This is a genomic window from Shewanella sp. H8, from assembly GCF_040285065.1.
Taxonomy (GTDB): domain Bacteria; phylum Pseudomonadota; class Gammaproteobacteria; order Enterobacterales; family Shewanellaceae; genus Shewanella; species Shewanella polaris.
In genome coordinates this window covers 813,258-839,598 of sequence record NZ_CP157213.1, presented here as the reverse complement: position 1 = coordinate 839,598, position 26,341 = coordinate 813,258, and the positions used below count along the sequence as shown (strand labels likewise).

22 protein-coding genes and 1 pseudogene are annotated in these 26,341 nt (G+C 40.5%); 10 read left to right on the top strand and 13 right to left on the bottom strand.

The genetic code is table 11. From position 1 onward, the window contains the following. Nucleotides 1-45: 45 nt before the first annotated feature. The gene (locus tag ABIS04_RS03580) at nt 46-690 is read right to left on the bottom strand and encodes a LysE family translocator (RefSeq protein ID WP_137222754.1); all 645 of its coding nucleotides are present in this window, start codon (nt 688-690) and stop codon (nt 46-48) included. A gap of 231 nt (nt 691-921) precedes the next feature. Further along, nucleotides 922-1,170, bottom strand: coding sequence for a DUF3297 family protein (locus tag ABIS04_RS03575; protein ID WP_350432641.1), 249 nt, complete (start codon nt 1,168-1,170; stop codon nt 922-924). A 295-nt stretch (nt 1,171-1,465) separates the two neighbouring features. Here ABIS04_RS03575 and ABIS04_RS03570 point away from each other — a divergent pair, with 295 nt between their 5' ends. The 3 genes from ABIS04_RS03570 to ABIS04_RS03560 are packed head-to-tail and all read left to right on the top strand — an operon-like array spanning nt 1,466 to nt 4,406. After that, entirely contained in the window at nt 1,466-2,632 is a 1,167-nt protein-coding gene (locus ABIS04_RS03570; protein ID WP_350432640.1) for a DUF2157 domain-containing protein, read from the top strand. Continuing rightward, entirely contained in the window at nt 2,629-3,870 is a 1,242-nt protein-coding gene (locus ABIS04_RS03565; protein WP_350432639.1) for a DUF4401 domain-containing protein, read from the top strand. The genes ABIS04_RS03570 and ABIS04_RS03565 overlap by 4 nt, the downstream gene beginning before the upstream one ends. Further along, nucleotides 3,870-4,406, top strand: coding sequence for a GDYXXLXY domain-containing protein (locus ABIS04_RS03560; RefSeq protein ID WP_350432638.1), 537 nt, complete (start codon nt 3,870-3,872; stop codon nt 4,404-4,406). The genes ABIS04_RS03565 and ABIS04_RS03560 overlap by 1 nt, the downstream gene beginning before the upstream one ends. Nucleotides 4,407-4,532: 126 nt before the next feature. Here ABIS04_RS03560 and ABIS04_RS03555 read toward each other — a convergent pair whose 3' ends face one another. The 3 genes from ABIS04_RS03555 to ABIS04_RS03545 form a co-directional block, all read right to left on the bottom strand. Next, entirely contained in the window at nt 4,533-5,258 is a 726-nt protein-coding gene (locus ABIS04_RS03555) for a CBM9 family sugar-binding protein (RefSeq protein WP_350432637.1), read from the bottom strand. Between the two features lie 273 nt (nt 5,259-5,531). Continuing rightward, complete coding sequence (locus ABIS04_RS03550; RefSeq protein ID WP_350432636.1) at nt 5,532-7,733, bottom strand: malate synthase G; 2,202 nt, start codon at nt 7,731-7,733, stop codon at nt 5,532-5,534. 313 nt (nt 7,734-8,046) lie between these two features. Then, on the bottom strand, nt 8,047-8,997 hold the full coding sequence (locus ABIS04_RS03545; RefSeq protein ID WP_350432635.1) for a LysR family transcriptional regulator: 951 nt from the start codon (nt 8,995-8,997) through the stop codon (nt 8,047-8,049). A 109-nt stretch (nt 8,998-9,106) separates the two neighbouring features. On the opposite strand from ABIS04_RS03545, the gene ABIS04_RS03540 reads away from it, so the two are divergent. From ABIS04_RS03540 to ABIS04_RS03530, 3 genes are all read left to right on the top strand, one after another. Next, nucleotides 9,107-10,687 carry an isocitrate lyase gene (locus ABIS04_RS03540; RefSeq protein ID WP_350432634.1) on the top strand — a complete coding sequence of 527 codons (1,581 nt, stop codon included), beginning with the start codon at nt 9,107-9,109 and terminating at the stop codon, nt 10,685-10,687. Between the two features lie 445 nt (nt 10,688-11,132). Continuing rightward, on the top strand, nt 11,133-12,035 hold the full coding sequence (locus ABIS04_RS03535) for a nuclease-related domain-containing protein (RefSeq protein ID WP_350432633.1): 903 nt from the start codon (nt 11,133-11,135) through the stop codon (nt 12,033-12,035). Nucleotides 12,036-12,241: 206 nt separating this feature from the next. Continuing rightward, on the top strand, nt 12,242-14,086 hold the full coding sequence (locus tag ABIS04_RS03530) for a hypothetical protein (protein WP_350432632.1): 1,845 nt from the start codon (nt 12,242-12,244) through the stop codon (nt 14,084-14,086). Nucleotides 14,087-14,401: 315 nt separating this feature from the next. Here the strand turns inward: ABIS04_RS03530 and ABIS04_RS03525 are convergent, their stop codons facing one another. Further along, complete coding sequence (locus ABIS04_RS03525) at nt 14,402-14,986, bottom strand: hypothetical protein (RefSeq protein WP_350432631.1); 585 nt, start codon at nt 14,984-14,986, stop codon at nt 14,402-14,404. A gap of 218 nt (nt 14,987-15,204) precedes the next feature. Between ABIS04_RS03525 and ABIS04_RS03520 the strand changes: the two genes are divergently transcribed. Then, entirely contained in the window at nt 15,205-15,342 is a 138-nt protein-coding gene (locus ABIS04_RS03520; protein ID WP_350432630.1) for a hypothetical protein, read from the top strand. A gap of 362 nt (nt 15,343-15,704) precedes the next feature. Continuing rightward, entirely contained in the window at nt 15,705-16,280 is a 576-nt protein-coding gene (locus ABIS04_RS03515; protein WP_350432629.1) for a porin family protein, read from the top strand. 196 nt (nt 16,281-16,476) lie between these two features. Here the strand turns inward: ABIS04_RS03515 and ABIS04_RS03510 are convergent, their stop codons facing one another. Both ABIS04_RS03510 and ABIS04_RS03505 read right to left on the bottom strand, forming a co-directional pair. Then, the gene (locus tag ABIS04_RS03510) at nt 16,477-16,890 is read right to left on the bottom strand and encodes a hypothetical protein (RefSeq protein ID WP_350432628.1); all 414 of its coding nucleotides are present in this window, start codon (nt 16,888-16,890) and stop codon (nt 16,477-16,479) included. Nucleotides 16,891-17,094: 204 nt separating this feature from the next. Continuing rightward, nucleotides 17,095-18,606: a Fic family protein gene (locus ABIS04_RS03505; protein ID WP_350432627.1), complete on the bottom strand. Its 1,512-nt coding sequence runs from the start codon at nt 18,604-18,606 to the stop codon at nt 17,095-17,097. Between the two features lie 266 nt (nt 18,607-18,872). Between ABIS04_RS03505 and ABIS04_RS03500 the strand changes: the two genes are divergently transcribed. Both ABIS04_RS03500 and ABIS04_RS03495 read left to right on the top strand, forming a co-directional pair. After that, nucleotides 18,873-19,034, top strand: a complete 162-nt coding sequence (locus tag ABIS04_RS03500) for a hypothetical protein (RefSeq protein ID WP_350432626.1) — start codon at nt 18,873-18,875, stop codon at nt 19,032-19,034. After that, a pseudogene (locus ABIS04_RS03495) lies at nt 19,019-19,330 on the top strand (IS4 family transposase); the annotation flags it as partial. The gene ABIS04_RS03500 and the pseudogene ABIS04_RS03495, both read left to right, overlap by 16 nt. A gap of 37 nt (nt 19,331-19,367) precedes the next feature. On the opposite strand, the gene ABIS04_RS03490 reads toward ABIS04_RS03495, so the two are convergent. The 5 genes from ABIS04_RS03490 to gcvT form a co-directional block, all read right to left on the bottom strand. After that, nucleotides 19,368-19,625, bottom strand: a complete 258-nt coding sequence (locus ABIS04_RS03490; protein ID WP_350432625.1) for a hypothetical protein — start codon at nt 19,623-19,625, stop codon at nt 19,368-19,370. 928 nt (nt 19,626-20,553) lie between these two features. Continuing rightward, complete coding sequence (gene rnk, locus ABIS04_RS03485) at nt 20,554-20,967, bottom strand: nucleoside diphosphate kinase regulator (protein WP_350432624.1); 414 nt, start codon at nt 20,965-20,967, stop codon at nt 20,554-20,556. A gap of 495 nt (nt 20,968-21,462) precedes the next feature. After that, a complete protein-coding gene (gene gcvP / locus ABIS04_RS03480; RefSeq protein ID WP_350432623.1) occupies nt 21,463-24,351 on the bottom strand; it encodes an aminomethyl-transferring glycine dehydrogenase in 2,889 nt (962 codons plus the stop codon). A gap of 214 nt (nt 24,352-24,565) precedes the next feature. Then, entirely contained in the window at nt 24,566-24,955 is a 390-nt protein-coding gene (gcvH, locus tag ABIS04_RS03475; RefSeq protein WP_350432622.1) for a glycine cleavage system protein GcvH, read from the bottom strand. A 69-nt stretch (nt 24,956-25,024) separates the two neighbouring features. Then, the gene (gcvT, locus tag ABIS04_RS03470) at nt 25,025-26,119 is read right to left on the bottom strand and encodes a glycine cleavage system aminomethyltransferase GcvT (RefSeq protein WP_350432621.1); all 1,095 of its coding nucleotides are present in this window, start codon (nt 26,117-26,119) and stop codon (nt 25,025-25,027) included. Nucleotides 26,120-26,341: the final 222 nt, after the last annotated feature.

Below are 26,341 nucleotides of genomic sequence, written 5' to 3'. Positions count from 1 at the left end.
TATCACCGTGGTTTTTTTATTAATTAAAATCTTATTCCGACTTACTTAGCTAATACTTTGTACCTGCGACGCCAGTAACCAAATCGCTAAAGCAAAAAATATTACCCCCATAAACTTGTTTTGGTAAGTGCGAAACTTTTCATTTTTCAGTAAGGGTTTGCCTAAACTGCCCACTAACGCTACTAATAACAAATTAAATGCTAATCCCATCACATTAAGCAGCAGCCCTAATGCCAGCATTTGTTCACCAGAACTGGCACTCAGTTGAGTTGAAACAAACTGCGGCAAAAACAATACAAAAAATATTAGCGCTTTAGGATTAAGTAGATTACTCATTACCGCTCGGCGATAAAGTAATTTAGCTAAATTACCCTGCTGAGTAATTTCGGGCGCATCGCTAGCACTGCTGCGCATGCAATCCCAACCCATTTTAAGTAAGTAAGCACCGCCTAACACTCGTAATAACTCTAACGCCATTGGATTCATTGCCACTAATGCGGAAACGCCCATTGCAGCAAGTAAGGTTAAAATAAGTCCCGAGGTCGCATTACCAAAACTGGCATACACACCCACTTTGCGGCCATAACTCAAGCTAGAACTGGCAATCAACAGCATGTCAGGCCCAGGAATTAATAGTAAGGCAACCACTGTGGTTAAATAAACGGGAAGTAAAGCCAGATCAATTATCATAAATACACAAATTCTAAACGAATGCTAAAACAAGGCGCGGATTCTACCGCTATCCAACATGAATGAAAATCATGTTAAGCGGCTACAGGCGTTTAAAGCAGAGACACAGTTGGCAGGGTTTGTTTACGCTTAGGTATGCTAAGTGGTTATAAACCAAAGAAGTATAAAGAATAAAGGCCAGCCGTAACGGCTAGCCTTTGTTTTTGACGCTAAAAGTTAGTTTACTCAGTTCTACTTATAGAAGGCTTCAACTTTACCTTTGACTGTCATCGTAAGCGGTTGACCACGACGATCTAATGCTTTGTGCGACGCAACTTTTACCCAGCCTTCACTGATGCAATATTCTTCGACATCAGCACGTTCTTTGCCATTAAATAAAATACCAATTTCGTGTTCAAAAATGGCTTCCACATGATGTGGGCTACGTGGGTTAACGCTAAGGCGATCAGGTAAAGCAGGTTTAGCTGTAGTGTCGGTCATTGTCTGGTCTGTAGTGAATAAAACATGCGCTATTGTAGGCAATACCAGCGTGATGCTCAATAGCGGTGGTGATAAATGTGAGTCGCCCCTAATAGATGCCATATTTCAGGAAAGAAGCACTTATCATAAACGCCAAACTTAATGCCTGTGTTTAAAATCCTGTATGATATTTTCTATGGGTTTTTAAGTACATATGATTTTTAATTGCATATAGGCAGCGTTAGTTTACATTTAGCTTAGCGAGCGAAAGCGTATCGACGGCCACGAGTTTAATAAAAGGAATAGCAGACAAGGGATGATGACTCAAAAGCGTTCAACCATATGGCAGTGGTTTATAGACGGAAAAATAGAGCCTGTTAATGTTAAAGCCGCAATGTTGCTGGCTTACCCTCACCCATCAGCGAATAAGTGGCAGCAATTAATCGCCAATATATTACTCTATCTCGGGGTTTTATTACTGGGTGCTGGGGTGATATTTTTCATGGCGTTCAATTGGGATGCATTGTCGCACCTCAATAAATTTGCCATAGTCGAAACCCTATTTACTCTGTTTATTGGCGGATTCTACTTAGCTAATCGCGCGCGCAAAAAATCATCTTTACAACCCAACTTGCAACATGAGCCGCATGAAGCACATAACCCGCATGATCAACACAACCAACATATTCAACAAACTTATGGCTGGAGCTTAGCCAATGCAATGTTACTTGGAGCCAGTATTATGCTCGGGGCATTGCTGGCATTAGTGGGACAAACATATCAAACCGGCGCCGACCCTTGGCAACTGTTCGCCATTTGGGCGCTGTTAATTTTACCCTTTGCTTATATCGCAGGTTTTGATCTGTTGTGGTTATTGGTGGTGGTATTACTCAACGTCAGTCTAGGGTTATATCTGCAATCCTTTGCTTCTGTGTTTAGTTTTCTACTTGAAGACATTCAACAAATCGCTATTTTCGGCTTAGTTAACTTAGTCATTCACCTAACATTTGCCATAGCTAAACGCTGTAAATGGCGCGGACAATTGCATTTTAATTGCCCCATGGTAGAGGCAAGCAGTTTACTTGCTAGCGTTAGTGGATTCACCTGGCTAATAATTTGGGTCATTTTTGACTTCAATTACCACTACGACTCCAACGAATATGTTGCCTATTATGCGCTAGTGTACCTCGTCACTATGGCCAGCTTATTTGTTTGGTACCGTTATCGTTCCCCTGCCTTATATCCACTCACATTGGTATTAACCAGCATGAGTGCCGCTATAATATCGCTACTATCAAGAGAGTTATTCGAAACTAGCGATACCATTGCAGCGTTTTTTATCATGGCCATAGTGGTAGTAGGCCTAACCAGTGGCTGTTTATATTGGCTAAAAAAATGGCACCAACAGTTTGATGAAATGACGATGCTTACGGATAAAAAAGCGAGCAATAGTGATGTTAAACAAGAGGAGGACCGCTCATGAGTAACCTCAGTTCGAGTAACACATTATGGCAATCGCTGTTTAATAAAGGGCTGGTAAACACAGATACGGCACCTCAAGCCATGCTAAGCAGTCCTTGGTATATTATTGCCGCGCAAATTATTGGAGGCTGGATTGCAGCGCTGTTTTTATTGGCGTTTGTATTGCTGAGTGCATCTTCGGTAAGCGATATTACCGAATCATCCTTTATCGGTTTTGGTCTTGTGCTAAGCCTAGGCTGTTTGGCATATTATCGACTTGGCGAAAATCGCCAAGAGTTTATCCTGCAAATGGTGTTCGCATTTAGTCTATGCGGACAAATAATGTTACTTTTTGGCACCTTCGAAAGCCTAGAAGATAGCAACGAGACCTTCATTGCGGTGGTTTATGCCATCACTTTTGCCATACACTGGATAGTCATTCCCCATAAAGCAAACCAATTTGTTGCTGCATTTGGTATGGTCCCCAGCCTATTAGCAATTTTAGCCATGAACCACTCATCGCTACTTATATTGCCATTGTTAGTGCTAAGTTCAGTTGTTATCTGGTCACAAATTTACCGGTGGCCACAACATTATCAACGTATAAGAATGTTAGGTTACGCAGTTGCCATCAGTTTTCTACTGGTTAATGTCATGCTGTTTGAATTGGATGACATAATGGATCAGCCTAGTTTTCTGATGACATTTAACGCCAGCATTAATGACTATATCGCTATCGCCATCAGCTTGTTATCGGCGCTATGGCTCATTAATCATATCTTTAACCAACTCGCGTCTAACATCAAGACCAATCAAGCTAAGGCTTCTCATACTCGCAGCAAGCGAATGGTGATCCTCACGGCAATATTAATCAGTTTACTTTCAATTGTTATGAGCGGATTAAGCGCCGCACTATTGATGTTATTGCTGGGTTATTTCTATAACGAACGCAAATTAGTAATCCTTTCAGTGTGCGCCCTACTCGCCTTTATCAGCCTGTATTACTACTCACTCCATATAAACTTATTTGATAAATCATTGTGGTTAATGGTCAGTGGCATAGTGCTATTACTGCTTAGATTGGCCATGAGCACTAAAACCAAAGATTGCGACCTAAATAGTGTCGAAAATACGGCTGCAAATGGTACAGAAAATACTGATGAAGTGAGATTAATGGCTCAAGCAGCGGATAAAGAAGACGTTAGCGCGGTGATTGAAACGGCTCCAGTAACAAGAGTACAAAATAAGGAGCAAGCATAATGACTTCGAATAACAACACCTTGCTTAATTCACGCCAGCTAAGTAAGCGGTCACTATGGGCAATTATTGCGGCATTAGTAATACTCGCACTCATTAACTACAAGATATTTAAACAAGAACAACTATTAGCCAATGGCGAAATCATACTGTTTGAACTGGCCCCTGTCGATCCACGATCGTTAATGCAAGGCGATTACATGGCCCTAAATTATGACATCGCGAGAGTGGTTAGCCAGTCAGTCAATCAACACTCAAGTACGCAAAATAACCATGATGGTTTGTTTATTGTGACACTCGACCAGCATCGCGTCGCCCAGTTCGATGGCCTCTATAATGGTGACGCCTTAACCCCAACCCAGCAATTGATCCAATATCGCGTGCGTGACGGCAGGATCAAACTAGCCAGTAATGCTTTTTTCTTTCAAGAAGGTCGAGCCGAAGATTTTGAACAATCAAAATATGGCGAGTTTAGAGTTAATCAAGCAGGACAATTGCTACTCAGTAATATGATAGATAAAGACTTTAAGCGCATATAGGTAGTGACGAGTTAGATCAAATAACCGGTAAAATTGGAGTAAATGGGATCAGAGTAAACTTTAAATTGTCAGCTATACTCTTTAACTCAAGTCACTTTACAAATGGATCATGGTGTTAGATATGGGCTAACGTTTAAGAGTCATACGGCCAAAGACACTAGAATCAATAAAGCCTCTATTTTTATCACCGTTAACAGGTTGTATCTCATGGGAACCCATAAAATGCTCCCTTACAGGGCTGCCATCATTATCGCAATAGGCGAGCATAAAACCGATCAATTTATTTGGTGTTAGCAGTAATGGCTTATCTTCTTGGCCTTGTTTAAAATCATTAGGATACAGCTTAATCGCCACCTCCCAAATCACATTATAAGGCGCCTCACTACTGCGCTGCCAACGGCTCTTTAAGTGCGACGTATACAGGTGAGCTTGTTTGTCTGGGCCATAATCAGCCGCCTGATTGTCTAGGCCAATATGGTAGGCAAATGCACTGTGGTTAAATTGATGATCGCCACCAGAGGCATCGCTATCAATAAACACCTCCAGGGTGTCATCATCCCAATAATTCACCGTTGGGGCGGCATGGGTATCTAGCAATACATCGTCGGTAATTTCAGCTTGCAGATACAAATAATGCTCATCCCACAGTAATTTATATTTACCGCTAAAATCACTCGCAGAATCGGGCAACACCCCGTCCATTAAATGCGGCATCGTATGCCACTTCGCTTTCTGCCAGGCAGGATCAGCAACCCCATCAATCTCGATAAGTGTTGCAGTATATTCAACATCCATAGCAAACAGTGTCGGGCTACTAAACAGTAATCCCAAAGCAAGTAACGAATATTTCATCAGGCTCATTTCTAGTCAGTTTTATATAGACTCGCTTAATCTGGCTTTGAACACAATCATAAATGAGACCCACGCTTAAAAGCTCTGCATCAAGCTACGTCTGAAATAAATCGGCCAAACAATCTGGTAAGGCTATTGCTTTAAACGTTTACTCTGACACCTCTTTCTGACACCACTGATAAAGTGACCACAAAAAAAGCCCTAATCTTTGCAAGATCAAGGCTTATTTATTGCGTGACGACATAGGCTTAAAGCCAGTATTAACGGTACTGATTAACCTGCTAGAGCTTTTGCTTTAGCTTGAATTCGATAAGCATGTAGCAAAGGTTCTGTGTAACCAGAAGGCTGAGATTTGCCTTTAAAAATCAGATCACATGCCGCTTTAAAGGCGATGCCGTCAAAGTTAGGCGCCATATTAGTGTACAGCGGATCACCTGCATTTTGAGTATCGACCACAGCGGCCATTTTTTTCAACGCCGCCATCACTTGCGCTTCACTGCATAGGTCATGCTCAAGCCAATTAGCTAAGTATTGCGATGAAATTCGCAAGGTTGCTCTGTCTTCCATCAAGCCGACATTATTAATATCAGGCACTTTTGAACAACCCACACCTTGATCAATCCAGCGCACCACATACCCTAAAATACCCTGGGCATTATTTTCTAGTTCAAAAGTAATTTGCTCATTGGTGAGTGTTACCCCTTCAGCAAGTAAAGGAATGGTTAACAAACTATCAATGCTAGCACGTGGGCGTTGTTTAATTTGTTGCTGAACATCTGCCACATTAATTTGATGATAATGAGTAGAATGCAGCACGGCACCATTTGGCGACGGCACCCATGCGGTGTTTGCGCCCGCTTTAGGATGAGCCACTTTTTGTTCAAGCATCGCTGCCATTTCATCTGGCATTGGCCACATGCCTTTACCGATTTGAGCGCGACCTTGTAAGCCACATTCAAGCCCAATATCAACATTCCAATCTTCGTAAGCACTAATCCATTTTTGCTGTTTCATAACCGATTTAGGCACAAACGGACCTGCTAACATTGAGGTATGCAGCTCATCACCCGTGCGGTCAAGAAAGCCGGTATTAATAAACACCACGCGCTCTTTCGCAGCCCTAATACACTCTTTTAAATTCAGTGTCGTTCTGCGCTCCTCATCCATAATGCCGACCTTAATAGTATTACGCGGCAGCTTGAGCGCATCTTCTATCTTGGTAAATAGGTCACAGGTAAATTGCACTTCTTCAGGGCCATGCATTTTAGGTTTTACAATATTCACCGAACCTTTGCGGCTATTGCTACGACCATTATTGTTACCTTTGAGGTCGTGCATTGCAGCAAGCACAGTGATCATGCCATCAAGTATCCCTTCAGGTACTTCGTTACCATTTTTATCCAGCACAGCATCAATGGTCATCAAGTGACCCACATTACGCATAAATAGCAAACTTCTGCCGGGTAAAGTGACTGTTTTTACCTCTGTACTCTGGTCGGCATTAGCAGTGGTATATACGCGATCGTCATTAAGTTCTCTAACGATCTCTTTACCATTTTTAGTCAGCGAGGCAGATAAATTACCTTGCATCAAACCTAACCAATTGCGATAAACTTCAACCTTGTCTTCAGCATCCACTGCGGCGACAGAGTCTTCACAGTCCATAATGGTGGTAACCGCGGCTTCAACCAGTAAGTCTTTAACGCCAGCGCGATCGCTGCCACCAATAACACTGCTTGGGTCTATTTGAATTTCGATATGCAGACCATTATTAACTAACAAAATAGCACTTGGTGCATCAGCACTACCTTGGTAACCCACACATCTATCTGGTTGGGTTAAGGTTGTAGTCGAGCCGTCAGTTAATTGCATCCGTAACACACCTGCGTCGAGGTAATAACGGGTCACATCGGCATGGCTGCCTTTTGCTAAGGGCGAAGCGGTATCTAAGTGCTGTTTGGCAAAAGCGATAACTTTGCTGCCGCGTACCGGGTTGTATTGTTTCGTTAGCTCCGCGCCACCTTCTTCAGATATCGCGTCAGTACCATATAGTGCATCATACAGGCTGCCCCAACGAGCATTGGCAGCGTTAAGCGCAAAGCGCGCATTTTTAACCGGCACTACAAGCTGTGGTCCCGCTTGCGCGGCAATTTCATGGTCGACATTTTCAGTGCGAATTTGAAAAGCCTCACCCTCAGGAACCAAGTAACCTATTTCAAATAGAAAAGCTTTATATTTTGCAGGGTCAAAATCTTTGGTGGGATGGTCAATATGCCATTGATCAATTTGCTGTTGTAGTTGTTGTCTTTTTTCTAACAGCTTCACATTAACGGGAGAAAATTCGCTAATAATGTCCTCAAATTTTGCCCAAAAGGTTGCTGAATCAATGCCAGTACCTGGGCAAATGTCACCGTCGACCAATTGCCACAATTCTTGCGCTATTTGTAATCCACCTACTTGAATACGTGCTGTCATGTTTAATCCCTACCTTAATTTCTGTGCGTTGACCGTAAACTAAGCCCTAAATCAAATGCATTAAATCATTGGCCATAAATCATTAGCCCCAAATCCTTAGCCATAAATCATTAGCCCCAAATCCTTAGTGCAAACTTATTCCACTGTTAATAGCTTACTGTTCATACGCAGTAATACTTTACTCTATATCAAAGTTATCTTATTTATCCAATTTATACCTGTTATCACCACTATTCACCAAAGATATGGCAAAATGACGATTTTTGGTTGCTTTACAACATATAGGTAACTAAATGTCACAATGACAATAACATTAAACGTCGCCTCTATTTATCTCTTCTGCGGTTTTAGTGATAAGTTGACGCATCCACTGATGCGCTGGATTATTCTGAAGCAAAGGGCTCCAGGCCATAGTTAATGCAATGGGTTGGATAATAAAAGGCGGCGGCACAATGCTCACCCGATCATTATTATTGTGATGACGCGCCATCTTACTTGGTATGGTTGCGATCAAATCTTGTTGCTCAGCCAACATACACGCGGCTTGATAATGGCGTGTAAAAACGGTGATCTGGCGTTTTACACCCATTCGCGTTAATGCTTCATCTACCCACCCCAAACGCTGAACATCATCTGGGTTCATCCCTACCCCAACGCCCATACCTGTTTTACTCACCCACACATGCTTAGCTTTTAAATAACTGTCTAAAGAAAACTTCTTTAAAACAGGATTACCCTTACTAATCAAACAGCTAAAGTCATCACTCCACAATACTTTTTGATGAAATGATTGCGGAATACTGTCGAAACGATTGATCACCATATCGACTCTTCCTTGTTCTACATCAGGGAAACTGACATCACTTGGAGTCATGATATCTAAAATAACGTTGGGCGCTTGAGTACGAAGCTTGGCAATAAGCGGTGGAATTAACGTCGCTTCAGCATAATCACTTGCCATAACACGGAAGACTTTATCACTGTCGAGTGGATCAAAATTGGCACGCGGTTGTACGGCCTTTTCCAGCCCAATAATCAACTCACTAATAATGGGTTGTAATTCATTTGCGCGTTCGGTCGGCGTCATACCCTGACTCGTGCGAATAAGTAAGGGATCATCAAACAAGTTTCGTAAGCGTTTTAGGCCGTTACTCATTGCAGGCTGGGTGATCCCAAGCTGGTCTGCCGCTTTAGTAACATTTCTTTCACGTAGTAAAACATCTAAATAAACAAGGAGGTTCAAGTCGATACGAGATACATTCATATGGTGAATACCGAAAATAGTAAGTATAAATTAGGCTTATTTAACCAAATATAGCTATTATTTTCAACGTAATCAATTGCCGCTAATCTATTTGTTAAGGAATAAACACATGACTCACTACAAAAATATTATCGATGACGCTGCCACCTTGATTAATTCGGAAGGTAGTGCATGGAATGCCATCAACCCAGAGTCAGTCGCTCGTATGCGTCTACAAAATCGCTTTAAAACTGGGTTAGACATCGCAAAGTACACTGCCAAGATCATGCGTGAAGACATGGACAACTACGACAAGGACTCATCGCAGTACACTCAGTCTTTAGGTTGCTGGCATGGTTTTATCGGCCAACAAAAAATGATCGCGATTAAAAAACATCTTTTAACCACCAAGCGTCGTTACTTATATCTTTCCGGTTGGATGGTAGCTGCACTGCGTAGTGAGTTTGGTCCATTACCTGACCAATCTATGCATGAAAAAACCTCTGTTGCTGCGTTGATTAGAGAGCTATACACCTTCCTACGTCAAGCTGATGCCCGTGAACTCGGTGGTCTTTTCCGCGAATTAGATAATGCTAAAGAGTCAGATAAAGCCGCGATTCAACAAAAAATTGAAAACTTCGAAACCCATGTTGTACCTATTATTGCCGACATTGATGCCGGTTTTGGTAACGAAGAAGCCACTTATTTAATGGCAAAACAAATGATTGAAGCCGGTGCTTGTTGTATTCAATTAGAAAACCAAGTGTCAGACGTAAAACAGTGTGGCCACCAAGACGGTAAAGTCACCGTGCCACATGTTGAATTTTTAGCAAAAATTAATGCGGTTCGTTATGCATTTTTAGAGCTAGGTATCGATGACGGTGTCATTGTTGCGCGTACCGATTCATTAGGTGCAGGCTTAACGCAAAAAATTGCTGTCACTAAAGAAGCAGGCGATCTAGGCGATTTATACAATAGCTTCCTTGAAGTTGAAGCCGTTGATGCAGCAAAACTTGATAACGGTGATGTGGTATTCAAGCAAGGTGGCAAACTGGTTAAACCGGCTCGTCTACCAAATGGCTTATTTAAGTTCCGTGCCGGTACCGGTGAAGAGCGTTGTGTACTTGACTGTATTACTTCATTGCAAAATGGCGCTGATTTATTGTGGATTGAAACTGAAAAGCCTCATGTATCTCAAATCGGTGGCATGGTTAACGAAATCCGTAAAGTTGTTCCTAATGCCAAGCTTGTTTATAACAACTCACCATCGTTTAACTGGACGCTTAACTTCCGTCAGCAAATATTTGATGCAATGCAAGAAGCAGGACAAGACGTATCAGCTTACGACCGCCCTCAATTAATGAGTGTTGATTACGATGGCACTGAGCTTGCTATCCAAGCTGATGAAAAAATTCGTACTTTCCAAGCTGACTCGGCACGTGAAGCAGGTATTTTCCATCACCTTATTACACTACCGACTTACCATACTGCAGCATTATCTACCGATAACTTGGCTAAAGAGTACTTCGGTGACCAAGGTATGTTGGGTTATGTTGCCAATGTTCAACGTAAGGAAATCCGTGAAGGTATCGCCTGTGTTAAACATCAAAACATGGCTGGTTCAGACATGGGTGATGCACATAAAGAGTACTTCTCTGGTGACCAAGCGCTTAAAGCGTCTGGTAAAGACAACACAATGAACCAGTTCTAAAACTGATTTTGTAAACTGCTTGTGTAGAAAATGACTTACCCAAATAGTGACTAGCTTAAGTGATGTTTTTGAAGTGAACATGACTAACAGCGAAAACTAAACCCAAAAGGCCTGCTTAAAATAAGCAGGCCTTTTTATGTTTCAAATTAGGGTAAACGTTAGGGAAATTGGTCACTGTGACGATAACTAACTAACGAAGCTGACTAACACAACGAATCCGGCACTTTCTTTACCGCAACCCATTAAGAACCCTCTGATACAAGTCATTCTTATGCAATGACATTTTTGATTACTGTAACAGTCCATTTAACTCAATTGCGACGCTTAACGATTGATGAAAATTTCCACTTACAATATTGCCAAACTCGGAGTATATTAATCCAGCAGATTCATGGATTTAGAATTGCGACCAACTACTTAGGTCACATTACGTGCAAGGACGACAATGACAAGTTTATCCTCCAGTTTATTATCAGTAGCCATTGTTCTTTCGAGCATGTTCGTCACCCTTGGGGTGATGTTTGTATTGCTGAAACATCGCGACAGCACGGTAAAACTACCTGTCGACCGAGACCAACTTCAACGTATTCCCGCATTTGGCTTACAGCAAGAGATACAAGACCTCCAAATCGATTTAATCGCCAGTATGCTAATGGGCGTATTGGTGGTGTGTCTGCCATTTGCCGTTAACAGTATTCAAGCACACATTACCGTCGGCAAATTCCCTTGGATGTTTGCGATAACCTCAATGATCGGATTATCTTATTGTGGTTATAAAACATGGAAAAACTTTTCCAAACTTACCAAATTACGCCTAGGCCACACCGCAGAAATTGCCACTGCTAATGAGCTAATCGGCTTACAAGCTTTGGGCTATCAAGTGTTTCACGACATACAAGCCGACGGCTTTAACATCGACCATTTAGCAATAGGTAAAAATGGCGTATTCGCCATCGAAACCAAAGGCCGCCACAAGCGTAAGCGCGACAGTAAAGCAACTAGTGCCACTAAAGGCAAAGACTACCAACTATATTATAAAGACGGCCGTTTATGCTTCCCATCGTGGACTGAAACCAAACCAATAGAACAAGCAACTCGACAAGCAACGTGGGTCAGCCAATGGTTAACCAAAGCCGCTGGCCAACAGGTGTTCTCCAGCCCAGTACTCGTATTCCCCGGCTGGTATGTTACAAGCCAAACAAAGCCACCGTTCCCCATCTTAAATCACAAACAGCTGGTCAAAACAATACCAGCCGTCCGAACCCAAGCACTCACCCAACAGCAGGTCGATGCGATTGTGTACCAAGTGGCGCAGCGGTGTTTGAGTAAAAGTGAGGTGGGGAAATGATAAATATGAAAACGTTTACTCTGACCCTGTTTTTAAGCTGTCGTATTAAGCTGTTGCGACACAGATTTGATTGGGTATTGAATGTATGGAGTACAGATTCACTATACGCTTCACTCTGTAATGGCCTAATGATCCACAGTTCCAATTTATTTAAGAATAAACAAAGAGATTTTGTGTAGTTACTGTAATTACAATTGTGAGGAAGTATGACTAGAAAAAAAGAGTCTTTAGCTATAGATAAAATTTATAAAGAAATTAGTGATTTCATTGTTATTGGATTAACAGGGCGAACAGGTTCAGGGTGCTCTACTTCTGCTGGAATACTATCGGCTGATAGTTTAGATCTTCCAGATCCTGGTCAATCACATTTTTCCGGAAATGAACAGAGGAAGTATCGGATAGTAAAAAAATATATAGAAAAGAATAGAACGCCATTCAAATGGCTTCAAGTAAGAACTATTATCACTAGCTATATTTTGAAACTTAATTATCCAGAATTTTGTTCTTTAATAAGTGAGGTTTTAGGTGTTGATTTATCGGTTGTATCTGAAAATTTAATGGACTTCAAAAAAAATTATTCAAATGCACATAAAAGAGTTAGTTCTTACTTCGAAATAAATGAAGATACAGTTGAAACTTTAAATGATAAAAAGAATGAAGGTTATGATATATTCTTCAGGTGGTTACCAGTTTTTTCTAATGAAATAAAAGATAGGATTATTAAAATTCACTCGGGAGGATATACAAAGTTATATCAAGTAGTTGGAGATAATATTAGATCATCAGGGAAAGCTAATAGTAGAGAGTTCAACCAGGAAAATATATTTTCTTTTCCTGCTTTAATGAATACAGTTATAAAGTCAGCAAGGTATGCGTGTGCTGTTGAAAAAACTCCATGTCACATAGTAATTGATGCTATACGTAATCCCTATGAAGCGGTATATCTAAGAGATAGATATTCAGGTTTTTATCTAATGTCAGTAAATACAGATAATGACAATCGCTTAAAGCACCTTATGGATAGCCATAAATTTACATCAACTCAAATTAAAGAGCTCGATAAAAAAGAATATCCTGAAAAGTTAAGTGGCCACAATAAATATATATCACAAAATATACAAAAATGTATTGAACTTGCAGATATCCACATAAATAATCCCCGTGAAAATCAATTTGGGCATAGTGAATTAAGAGCGCAATTAGCATGGTATGTTGCTTTGATGCTTCACCCTGGTTTAGTTATGCCAACTTCTACAGAAAGCTGTATGCAGCTAGCTTATAGTGTCAAACAAAATTCTGGATGTATTTCTAGACAAGTAGGTGCAGTTGTTACAGATGAAAGATATTCAGTTAAATCAGTAGGATGGAATAACACCGCCGAAGGGCAAGTACCATGTTTATTAAGGAGTGCAGAGGATTTACTTAATGGGTTTGATGAAGATGCGTATAGTAAATATGAGAAAAACGATAGCGCTTTCAGAGAGGTACTTAAAGGAAAGTTCAACTTAGTGCGCAGATTTCAGCATTTAGATGGCCGAAATTTATCCTTTTGTTTTAAAGATCTCCAAAATCAAGTAGAGCAAAAAAAGAATCAAGTTCATACTCGTTCTTTGCATGCTGAAGAAAACGCATTTTTACAGATTTCAAAAAATGGTGGACAGGGAGTTAAGGGGGGGATTTTGTTTACCACTGCCAGCCCGTGCGAACTTTGCGCTAAAAAAGCTTACCAGTTGGGGATGTCTAAGATTATATATATAGATCCATATCCAGGTATCTCGACTCCTCACATTCTTTCAAGTGGGGCACACCCACCAAAACTTGAATTATTTAGAGGAGCACTGGGAAGGGCATTTTATCAATTATATCAACCAATTATGCCATTTAAGGACGAGTTGGAAGTTTTGCTTGATGTAAAAGGAGGTGTAGATAAAAAAGATCTAATGATCCGTAGGTTAAAGAGTGAATCAGAAGTGCTGAGAGTTGAATATGAAGCCTTAAAACAAGAAATGGAAAGACTGAAAAATGAAGATCCCGGGCTGAATAAACTGTAATTGTAATGTCATGATTTATTTTCTTTTAGGCAGTTGAAAAATAGCGTGAAGCTCACATGGATTTGAACTCTAATAAATGGGGTCAGAGTCTGAAAAATCCATACAAAAGAATGAATAAAAATAATGAGATAGGTTAAAAATTGAGGAACATTCATGGCATTTGGTGATCAAATTTATCGCCAAACAAAAATTACCACGAGTAAATGCCATGAATGCAAAACAAGTTTTATCAAAATGCCTCTCACTTGTCACCCGCCCTGTTAACGAAAAAATGAGTAAGTGGGGTCTCTGTGTTATTTGTGATGTTATTTGTGCCTACGTACAAAACGTAATAGGTTTAAAATAACCAGGCTTATCTTCACCAAGCTCTAACACGTTTAGGTCTTCCATAAATGTAAAAAAATCATCATTGTCATTAAGTTTTAAATACACATTTAATTCATTACTATTATTGGAGAACTGACTGTTTTTACATGCAGACTCGACGCTAAGATTAAAACTACCAGCACCATCGCTATTGTTAATTCTATATTTCTTTACAATGTCCTGCCCATGTCGCATTTTTAACGCATCATCTTTTGTCAATTTTAAAATAAAAAACTTACTGTCATTATTGCTTTTTTGCCTCAACTCATCAGGTAATACATATTGATCATTCACTTCTACAAAAAATTCATGCTCAAAACTATAGTTAGGGTCATTAGTTTTAAAGTTAAATGTAATCACTACATCGTTATTATTAACAACTATTCCATTTGGGGCTTGAACAGCGACAACAATCTCACCTGGTTCAAGTTCTAATGGATTGACACTCATCATTTTATACATTGTTGTTAGCGGTATACTACTGCACCCAGAAACAGCCCAAAAAATCATTAAAAATACAAATATATGCTTCATAATTCTTAATTACCTTGTTAAAAATAAACTAATTTGAAATCTATTTAAATTTCTTTAGAAAAAATTTAAAACATACACTCTTATAATTTAAAGCTGTCACTTTATTGTACTTATCATTGACATCACATAAGTGCATAAGTTCATAAGCGTGGGCAGAGCCTGACACCCAAAAAAGAATGAATAAAATAATGAGATAGGTTAAAAACTAAGGAGCGTTCATGGCATTTGATGATCAAATTTATCGCCCCTCTGAAACGCAAAAGATGCACAAAATTCACCGACAAAGTCTGTTCTCTGCAATTGAAAGTGTCCAGTTTAGCTTGACCAGTACAGTGGCCGCAGACCTAGAGACATAAAACCAAAGAATAAAGGAATATGATTGTAACGAATAAAGTTTATCTTTTCCGAAAACGATAAAATAGCTCGTAACACATTGATAACATTGCGTTACTATATGAAAAAATTACAATCCAATCAGAAATAAATACCGTTTTTACGTAACACGACCTCTTTAAGCAGGTAAAAAATAAGCAGTATCATTGAGAATATATAATCTTCCCCCACCGTTACTCACAAAAAATCAAACGTAACCAATTGATATTAAAATAAATTTCACAGCAAAACAAATAGCTCTCTGTTACTTTTATAATGTTGGCATCCGTTTTGTAACTAGCTAGATGTAATTAGATGTATTTACGTAATTAACTAGGAGTACCTTATGAAAAATACGATTATTACTTTAGCTGGACTTATTTCGTTAGCCTCTTTTAGTACTTTTTCTCACGCTGATGATTTCAAGAAAGACGGAGCAGAAAATGGCGTTTATGTCGGCGCTAATTATGGTTACCTAAAAGTCGATGGCGAAGATGACTTTGACGACGACAATGATGTTCTCCAGGGCCTAGTTGGTTATCGCTTCAACAACTACCTGGCGCTGGAAGGTAGCTATATTGATTTTGGTCGTTACGGCAACAACTTATCTAGCGCTAAAACAGATGGTTATACCGCTGGCCTAAAAGTGACATTGCCAATTGCTGATCGAGTAGAGTTGTATGCTAAAGGTGGTCAGTTATGGTATTCAACAGATTATGACGTAGTCGGATTTTCTGGCAATAAAGATGATGAAGGTGTATTTGCTGGAGCAGGTGTTGCGTTTAAGGTAACAGAGCGTTTTTTAATTAATGCCGAATACAATTGGTATGATGCAGAAATTAATTTGGATAATGTATCTAACGGTTCCGACACAGAAACAGACTTTAAACAGGCGAGTATCGGTGTTGAATATCGTTTCTAGTGATAAGAAGAATGCTTAAATTAACGGCTTAAAAGTAAGATCAAAGGGTGTGATACAAATTGTGTTACACCCTTATTTTTAAATAAATGGGGTCAAATTAAGCAGAGTCTGACCCACTTATCAAGGTTTTATCAAGGATCCACAAGCATACAATTAAATTAGTGGGGATCCTTAAAACTCAGCCCTCAACTTCCCTTTATACGTCTGTAGTAAGAGCGCCTTTCAATTGAGTATCGAATGTGCCACCTAATGCTTTACAGTCGATATCATTTGGTGAATCCCATGTCACAGCGGTGCCACGTACAACAGGTCTGATAAATTGCCATGGCCAAAAACCGAAACGTTGGCCTCCGTTGTAGTCAATGATTGCATCAGCACCTAGGGATTGTGCTTGTTTCACTATTATTGGCAGGACGCTATTAATATTTCCATATCCATTTTTTGCATACTTTAACTGAGTAATCACTGTGTATTTTATATCTGATGAGGGCACCCCTGATATCAGGCAGATAGGATTGTTGTGGGATGTAGATTGATTGGCAACGATATTTTTATTTGAAGCACATGATGTAAGTAACACCAGGCAGACTAAAAGTATTAACTTATGCATTAATTGAAATCCTTTCATTTAGTTTAATGTGAAGCGCGCTAGTCTATCGGTTTTTTGTATGAATGACATCAGACAGAGGTCAATAAAATAAGTGGGGCAGAGTCTGAGAGATCCCTACTTCTCTAAAGCATAAAAAAGCTGGATTCCGGCTCAAAAGCATTATCGGAATGACGGAAACAAAAAAGCGACCTTTCAGTCGATTTGTTACATTAGTGAAGCCAGAAACTGAGTGAAAGGTACAATATTCTGTTTGACGCTGGCTTCTTCCAATGCCTGCATATATTCAGTGCGTCGTTCGACCGGCACAACCGTCCAGGGGTAGCTACCCGAGGCCATCATCAAGTTCATAACAAACCTCCCCATTCTGCCGTTACCATCAAAATATGGATGAATATACACAAAGATAAAGTGCCCCAGCACAACCCTTACTGCAGCATTATCTTCTGCAGCCAATAATTCAAACAATGTCGGCATCATATCCCTAACGGCATCTCGGCTAGGAGGCGTATGCATAGACTGACGAATATAAACTGGCCCCGTTCTATAACCCGCTAGGTCCGATTGCTTAACAATACCTGCTGCAACGCTTGGGCTGAATAAAGCCAAATACCAATCACTGTGTGCATGCTCTAACACATCACCTGAATTATTGCCCTCTAACACCACCCGAACGGCTTTTTTCACTTCTTGAAATGCATCCCAGTAACCTTTAGCGGCCATTGCATCTAGGTGTTTTTTACTATCGACAGAGTCTTCAGTCTGCCAATGGCCAAACCGAACAAGTTCTATAAGCTCATGAGTGACACGATAGCCTTCGATGGATAATGAGTGATAGGCGTCTGTGACATATTTATCTTCCACTTCGGCCATGTAATTGTCGATAGTCATTGTCTGATGACTTGGCTGAGGGAAATGGGCTATAACGTCATCGCGCATCTGTGCCCACATCAGTCGTATTCGATTAACATAAGGCGAGACATCACGGCGTCCGAAGCTTATCTGTACTTTTTCTTTAAAGGGGTCTTCTTCTTGCACGACTAAATCAGAGGCCTGCATACCTTTCAGTATGTTGCTTGCAATGAGATCGCGGCCAATGTTTCTAAAAGCCCCCACTAACCTGCCTGCAATAACACTGTGATTACCCGCCAGCAAAATGTATAACACATCAGATGCATCAGTCACCATTGATAAGGCCGTGCGCATTTGAACTGGTGCATTAACAAACTGGCTCGCAGAACAATATACTAACGCTGCGGGTAAACTATACACATTAAGCCCATCAAGACTTTCAATATGTTTTACATCAGGCAAATTTAGTCTGACATCAAAAATAGAAGTGTTATGCAAGAAAGCGGTAGGCTTATTATTTCCCTTTGGAGAACGCACAAGTAGCTGCTGACAAACCGTTTTGTCACCAATATGTAGATTTATCGACTGCTCAGGTGATAAGCACCAAGATTGATCGAATCGCACTGACAAATAGGCTCCGCAGAAGTCCCAAAAAGATGTATACCAAAACGTACTGTCACCTGGTTTTTCGTCAGGCATTGCAGGAATATACCAACCTCGGATGACTTCCCGAATAAAGCCATACTTAATTAAACGCTCACGATGCACCCGGCTTAGTTGATTCGATTGTATCGCAACGAAACCAGACTCTTGGAGCGTCTTTAATTGCGCGAGAGAATCCGCTAATTTTTGTGACACATCATTCATTTGAGTTCCTCATAACTACACAAGATGTTTATTAAACCAAGGTTTTGTCGTCATGCCTTTTATAGGTTTTACTGTTTTACCATTTATAGGTTTTAATGTCACACCATTTATAGGTTTTAGCGTTTACTCGGGTTTAGGAATAAATGGGGTCAGAGTCTGACGAATCCCCACAAAATAATGAGATAGGTTAAAAACAGAGGAACATTCATGGCATTTGGTGATTAAATTTATCGCCAAACAAAAATTACCACGAATCAATGCCATGAATGAAAAACACCTTTTATCAAAATGCCTCTCACTTGTCACCCGCCCTGTTAACGCAAAAGATGCACAATACTCGCCGACAAAGCCTGTTCTCTGCAATTGAAAGCTCAATGAATGGTGGAGCATTATCAATCACAGGGCTTGGCCCAGCTTTAGGGATGTGAAAAGGGGTTTAAAAATGAATGATAGTGGCTCAAGGATTATGCATATGCTCAGCGTATTGCTACTCATCGCCTGCTTATCTCAATTTATATTATACCTGTTAGGGTTGGCAGTTAAAGCAGCGGATAAACATAGACAATACCAAGCGAATTTAATCAAGCACAGTAATGTTTTATCAAATCAATTTATAGGATTAAGAGCCTACAGAGATAAGAATTTGAGGTTGTTGAAGTCACACTGGCTAGCAGGAATAAAGACATTACAAAGTTTAATCAAGAACCCACAAGCATGCTATTAAATTCGTGGGGATCACTCAGGAGCTGACCACTTATCCCTTATTTTGACATTAACGCTTTAATGATGACCTCTTGTACACTTGATCGTAAAGAGCGTACGAATGCTTTTTCTGAACTTACTTGAGGACGGTCTTTATTGATCATCGTGTATTCGTCCAAGTATGTAATCAATAACTTAACTATATCAACATAACTTTCTGGTATTCTAACTGAGATCTTTTTTTCACGCTTAGTTTTGAGCACTCTTAGATTAAGAGCATCATGTATGCTTTTATCTTCAATCTTAGATTTAGGCATTTCTACTTCTTATCCTCAACTGTTTTGAGCAAAATCCAAAGTATCTTCACTTACTGTACCCCTGAAAGATATTGGTTAATATTGACTTATCAAATACAATTATTTAGCTTTTTATGACATAAGTATTTACATGTGAATGTCTTAACAACAATGGAATAGCATAGCTAAAAGACAATATAGCTATGCTAAGTTTCATAGAAAAGTCAATCTGGTAATGGTAAACAAAGGAGCCAATATGATTGCCCCCTTATAACGTCTATCCTTTTTTCTTTCTAACTTTTACTATTTCTGAATCATTTGAGTCTTTTTTCAACTTACGTTTTTCTTTTAATGACAACAAAGGTTTTTTCATTTCATGCTTAGACATACAATCACCTAATAATAATTAAAATATCAATAATGCTTATTTAATAAAGTAAACTAAATGTGTAAAATAAAAAACCATCGCCCTCCTTAATGATTAGCAAGCAAGAATAAATAGTTATAATGAATTTTAAAGTACCCGTTATAAAACTAAACCGACTCAGAGTATCAATATGAAATTGATACATCGCGATTTAACAACTCTATTTAAAAAGTTAAAAAATATACAAACTATAAACTTCAAGTAATGGTTTGATAGTGAATAAATAAATTTAGTTTACAAAAAACAGGTGGACGCAGAAATACGTCCGCTTACGCGGGGAATTTTAGGGCGAAGCTCCCTAAAAAAATAATTGAATAAGATGTAAGATTAATTTTTCTCATAACGCCAATATAGCACCTTAAAAAATAAATTCAAGCAGATTTTAAAACATAAAAACCGCAACCAATAATAAGTATAAATAAAAAATTCATTAAATAAAAAGTTCATCAAATAAAAACGAAGTTTCACCTTTATAATGCGCCTTCATTCAACAAGCATAACAATATTAGTAAAGCGTAAATATTATAAGCTAAACTCTCCAGCCCTTTCAGGTTGATAGAAAATGTCTTTAATTGTAATTTTTATTAACCCTCCACCGGGTTTAGGCCATTCGATTTCATCACCCTGACAAAGTCCAAGTAACGCACTTCCGACAGGAGCAAGAATTGATATTTTATCACCTTTTAAATCAACATCTTTTGGATAAACAAGTGTCATTAAAAACTCATCACGAGATGACTCTACAGTAAATTTAACGGTTGAGTTCATTGTCACTATCATAGGCGGAACCTCAATCGGCTCAACAATATTTGCACGGGCAAGCTCTTCCTCCAGTTCACTGATTCCGACCATTTTTTTTGTCGGTAATGACTCAATTAATTTAAATAATCTTTTCGCGTCCAATGATGAAATCGTTATCTCAGGTCTGCTACTCATTTTTACCTCAAACAGTTAGTAATTCATACTTTAAAGATTTAATCTCAATAAGATGTTAAATAAAACACAAAAACAAATGAGGAGGAAGGTGTTTTTAACGTTGTTGTTTTATTTAAATATATTTTATGCATCAACACTGACAATACATCTAGTTTATTAAAAATACCTTAATAAACTCAAAGGATTTAATTTACTTTGACAAACCTGACGCTACAGTTAAAAACTGTGAAGTAAAACACAAAAATAAACAAACAATTAGTAAACTCACGAATTAATAATTGATCTTAATTTTTTACTTTGGCAATATTCGAAAAGATAGGACTAGAGATTTAAATTTAACTAATGAAAAATCATTTTGAAACGATATAAATGAGTTTTGTTCAAACCAAAAATAATTTACCGACTCAGGCACATTATAAATAAAAAAGCGAACCAATTGGTTCGCTTTAAATATTTTATGAGTAGTTAACCAACTTCATTAACGATCATTATCATTTATTCGTAGTCAGAAATTGGAACACACGAGCACATCAAATTGCGATCCCCAAAAACATCATCAATACGATTAACCGTTGGCCAAAACTTATTCGCCTTAACCGCTGCTGTTGGGAACACGGCCACTTCACGACTGTACGGACGTGAATCAAACTCTGGGTCCATAATATCCGCTAGGGTGTGAGGTGCATTATGCAGTGGGTTATTGTCTGCTGGCCACTCGCCTGCTGCTACTTTGTCGGCTTCTGCACGAATACACACCATGGCTTCAATGAATCGGTCTAATTCAACCTTAGACTCAGATTCTGTAGGCTCAATCATTAAGGTTCCCGCTACTGGGAAACTCATGGTTGGTGAGTGGAAACCATAATCGTTAAGACGCTTAGCGATATCCATTTCGGTTACGCCTGAGGTTTCTTTCAATGGGCGTAAATCGATAATACATTCGTGTGCCACGCGATCATTACGGCCAGTAAACAATACAGGATAATGTGCTGACAGCTTTTTCATGATGTAGTTAGCGTTTAATAGCGCTGTTTGGGTTGATTGCTTAACACCCTTAGTGCCTAACAACTTAATGTACATCCAGCTGATTGGCAAAATGCTGGCACTACCATATGGCGCAGCAGAAACAGCACCGTTATTGTCGCTTTCGCGGCCTGGCTTAACCACAACATGGCCTGCAACAAACGGGGCAAGATGCGATTTAATGCCGATAGGGCCCATACCAGGTCCCCCGCCGCCGTGCGGAATAGCAAAGGTTTTGTGAAGGTTTAAATGCGATACGTCTGCGCCGATAAAGCCTGGTGATGTTACGCCAACTTGCGCGTTCATGTTAGCGCCGTCTAAGTACACTTGGCCGCCATGTTGATGAACGATTTCACATATTTCGCGAATTGATTCTTCGTACACACCGTGAGTCGACGGATAAGTAACCATGATGCACGATAAGCTGTCGGCAAGCTCGGCCGCTTTAGTGCGTAGGTCTTCTAAATCAACGTTGCCTTGTTTGTCACACGCGGTAACCACCACCTTCATACCAGCAAGTTGTGCCGATGCAGGGTTGGTGCCGTGAGCCGATTGTGGAATTAAGCAAATATTACGGTGCGCGTCGCCGCGTGACTCGTGGTATTTCTTAATGGCTAACAAGCCAGCGTACTCGCCTTGGGCACCTGAGTTTGGTTGAATACACACAGCGTCGTAGCCAGTGATTTTAACTAAAAACTCAGATAACTCGTCGATTAACTGGGTGTAACCTTGTGCCTGGTCTAGTGGGCAGAATGGGTGCATGTTAGCAAATTCTGGCCAGCTGACAGGGAGCATTTCCACTGCTGCGTTAAGCTTCATGGTGCATGAGCCCAACGAAATCATTGAGTGGTTTAAGGCTAAATCTTTGTTTTCGAGACGCTTGATATAACGCATCATCTCGGTTTCGCTTTGGTAGCGATTAAACGTTGGATGGGTTAATACTGCGTCTTGACGTACTAGGGCTTCTGGAATTGACTGGCTGCCATTAGCAAGAATATCGGCATCTAATGCGGCAACATCTAAGCCATGGCCTGCACCTAAAATAACGTCAAATAAGACTGCAATGTCTTCACGGGTAGTGGTTTCATCTAAGCTGATACCAAACACGCCATCAGTGTCGATGCGGAAGTTAACCTCTGCAGCAATGGCGCGGGCATTAATGGCAGCAACATCGGCATCTTTCACGCTAATGGTGTCGAACCAGGTGTTGTTAGCTAAGGTTAAGCCTTTTGCTGTTAAGCCTGCCGCTAAAATGTCGGCTAAACGGTTAATGCGTGACGCAATGGTTTTTAAGCCTTGTGGGCCGTGGAATACCGCATAAAACGACGCCATGTTGGCTAATAAAATTTGTGCAGTACAAATGTTCGAGTTGGCTTTTTCGCGGCGAATATGTTGCTCGCGTGTTTGCATTGCCATGCGCAATGCGCTGTTGCCGCGGGTGTCTTTAGACACACCAATAATACGGCCTGGCATTGAACGTTTATGCTCGTCACGCGCTACAAAGAAAGCTGCGTGTGGTCCGCCGTATCCCATTGGTACGCCAAAACGCTGGGTGCTACCAAATACAACATCTGCGCCCATAGAGCCCGGAGATTTAAGCAACAGTAATGACATAATATCGGCGGCAACGGTAACAACCACTTTGTTGTCACGTAGTGTGGCAAATAACTCTGTGTAATCGGTAATTTGGCCAATTCGGTTGGTGTACTGGAACAAGGCACCAAACAATTCGTAATTTACCGCATCCTTTGCAGGGCCTACGACCACTTCAAAACCAAAACATTCAGCGCGGGTGTTGATTACATCTAATGTTTGTGGGAATACGTCATCGGCAACAAAGAAGATATTAGCCTTTTTGGCTTTAGATACACGTTTGGCAAGTGCCATGGCTTCCGCTGCTGCGGTGGCTTCGTCAAGCAATGATGCTGATGCAAGGTCAAGACCGGTAAGGTCCATTGACACTTGTTGGAAGTTTAATGTGGCTTCTAAACGACCTTGGGCGATTTCTGGCTGGTATGGCGTGTAAGCTGTGTACCAACCTGGGTTTTCAAACACATTTCGCAAAATGACATTGGGCACTTGCACGCCGTAATAACCCATACCGATATAGCTTTTAAAGACTTTGTTTTTGTCTGCTATGTTGCGGATATAGGCGATACCTTCAGCTTCGCCACATGAGTCACCGATGGTGAGATCTTGCGGTAACAAAATTTTGCCTGGGACCGTTTGGGCGGTCAGGTCGTCTAACGACTCTGCACCAATGAAGTTCAACATTTGTTGCTGTTGTTCTGCACTTGGGCCGATGTGACGAGTGAGGAAAAGTTCGTGCTGTTCTAGTTGTGTCAGGGTTTGCTTGGTCATGTTAAACCTTGTTCCAAATCGACCAGTTCGGGCGGTAGGGCACAGAACTGGATTAGGTGAAAACGTGTAATACGTAAATAACCCATTACGGGTTTATTTGCCGTGCCCTCGCCCTTGGCTTTATGGGTGCCATAGGTTCGAGTGAGTCTGCACAGCTTTTTTTACTTTGCATAAACAAAGAAGCTCCCTAAGGAGCTTTTTGGGTTATTGACGATTATTCTTGGTCAATAACTTCTTGATAGCCGTCGGCATCAAGTAATATATCTATTTCTGCTTCGTCAGAAGGCATAACGCGGAAGAACCAACCGTCACCAAATGCGTCGCTGTTTACCAATTCTGGAGAATCTTCTAATGCTTCGTTTACTGCAATCACTTCACCAGAAATAGGTGCGTAAATGTCTGACGCGGCTTTAACTGACTCTGCTACGGCGCAATCTTCGCCAGCAGTCACAGTGTCGCCCACTTCTGGTAATTCTACGAATACCATGTCACCTAATAGCTCTTGAGCATGCTCAGTGATACCAACTGTGTAGCTACCGTCTTCTTCTTTACGGATCCATTCGTGTGAAGAGGCGTATTTCAAGTCTGCTAAGATAGTGCTCATTGTTACTGTTCCTTAATCAAATGTTCTAAGTACTTAATCAATAAATTCTTTTGGGCTAAAACGACTCTATTAAAGAGTGGATTTACCATTGCGCACAAAGCTTGGGGCAACCACTTTTACGTTGACGCGTTTTTTACGCATTTCTACTTCTGCGGTGGCACCAATACCATTAGGTACGCGGGCCATGGCGATAGAATAACCTAAGGTTGGTGAGAATGAGCCGCTGGTGATCACACCTTGATGCTCAACACCCGCTGCATCGGTAAAAAACACAGCCATATCATGACGTAAAACGCCTTTTTGTTCCATGACTAAACCGACTAGCTTGTCAGTTCCGGCAGCTTTTATGGCGGTTAATGCTTCGCGGCCAATAAAGTCACGGTCGCTAGGTTCCCATGCGATAGTCCAGCCCATGTTAGCGGCTAATGGATTAATGGACTCGTCCATGTCTTGACCGTATAGGTTCATGCCAGCTTCTAAGCGTAAGGTATCACGTGCGCCAAGACCACAAGGCTTAACGCCGGTATCTAATAGTGCTTGCCATAAGGCTTCTGCTTCGGCTTCTGGGACAATAATTTCGTAGCCTGCTTCGCCGGTGTAACCAGTAGTGGCAATAAATAAGCTACCAGACTGCACACCAAAGAATGGCTTCATGCCTTCTACTGCAGCATTTTGCGCGGCGCTGAATACTTGAGCTGCTTTGGCTTTAGCGTTAGGGCCTTGTACTGCAATCATGGCGAGTTCTGGACGTTCGGTAATCACAACATCAAACGCGGCGGCTTGTTTGTTGATCCACGCGAGGTCTTTGTCGCGAGTCGCTGAGTTAACCACCACACGGTAATGGGTGTCGGTTAAATAGTAGGTAATAAGGTCGTCGATGATACCAGCGGTTTCGTCTAGCATTCCGCCGTAAAGGGCTTTACCAGGGACAGTAAGCTTGGCAACATCGTTAGCAAGTAACTTACGTAAGAAGGCACAAGCATCGCTGCCGGTGACGTCAACGACTGTCATGTGCGATACATCGAACATGCCCGCGTCTTGACGTACTGCGTGGTGTTCTTCGATTTGAGAGCCGTAATTGATCGGCATTTCCCAACCGTGAAAATCAACCATTTTGGCGTTTGATTGTAAATGCTTGTTAAAAAGTACAGTTTTGCTAGCCATTATTATCCCTTTTTTTGAGGCCTTTCTTATGTAGGTTTTTGATAAAATGCGACCAAAATTATACTCCGCAGACCTAAATTGTATACAAAAAAATTTTCTAATCCGAGTGCGGTCGCATTAGTTTAGCTAATCCATTGTTGTAATTTTTTTACATAATTTTTTACAATAAAATTGCGGGTTTAACTGTATCTACTGATATTAAACAAGTTTCTATATTAGCTA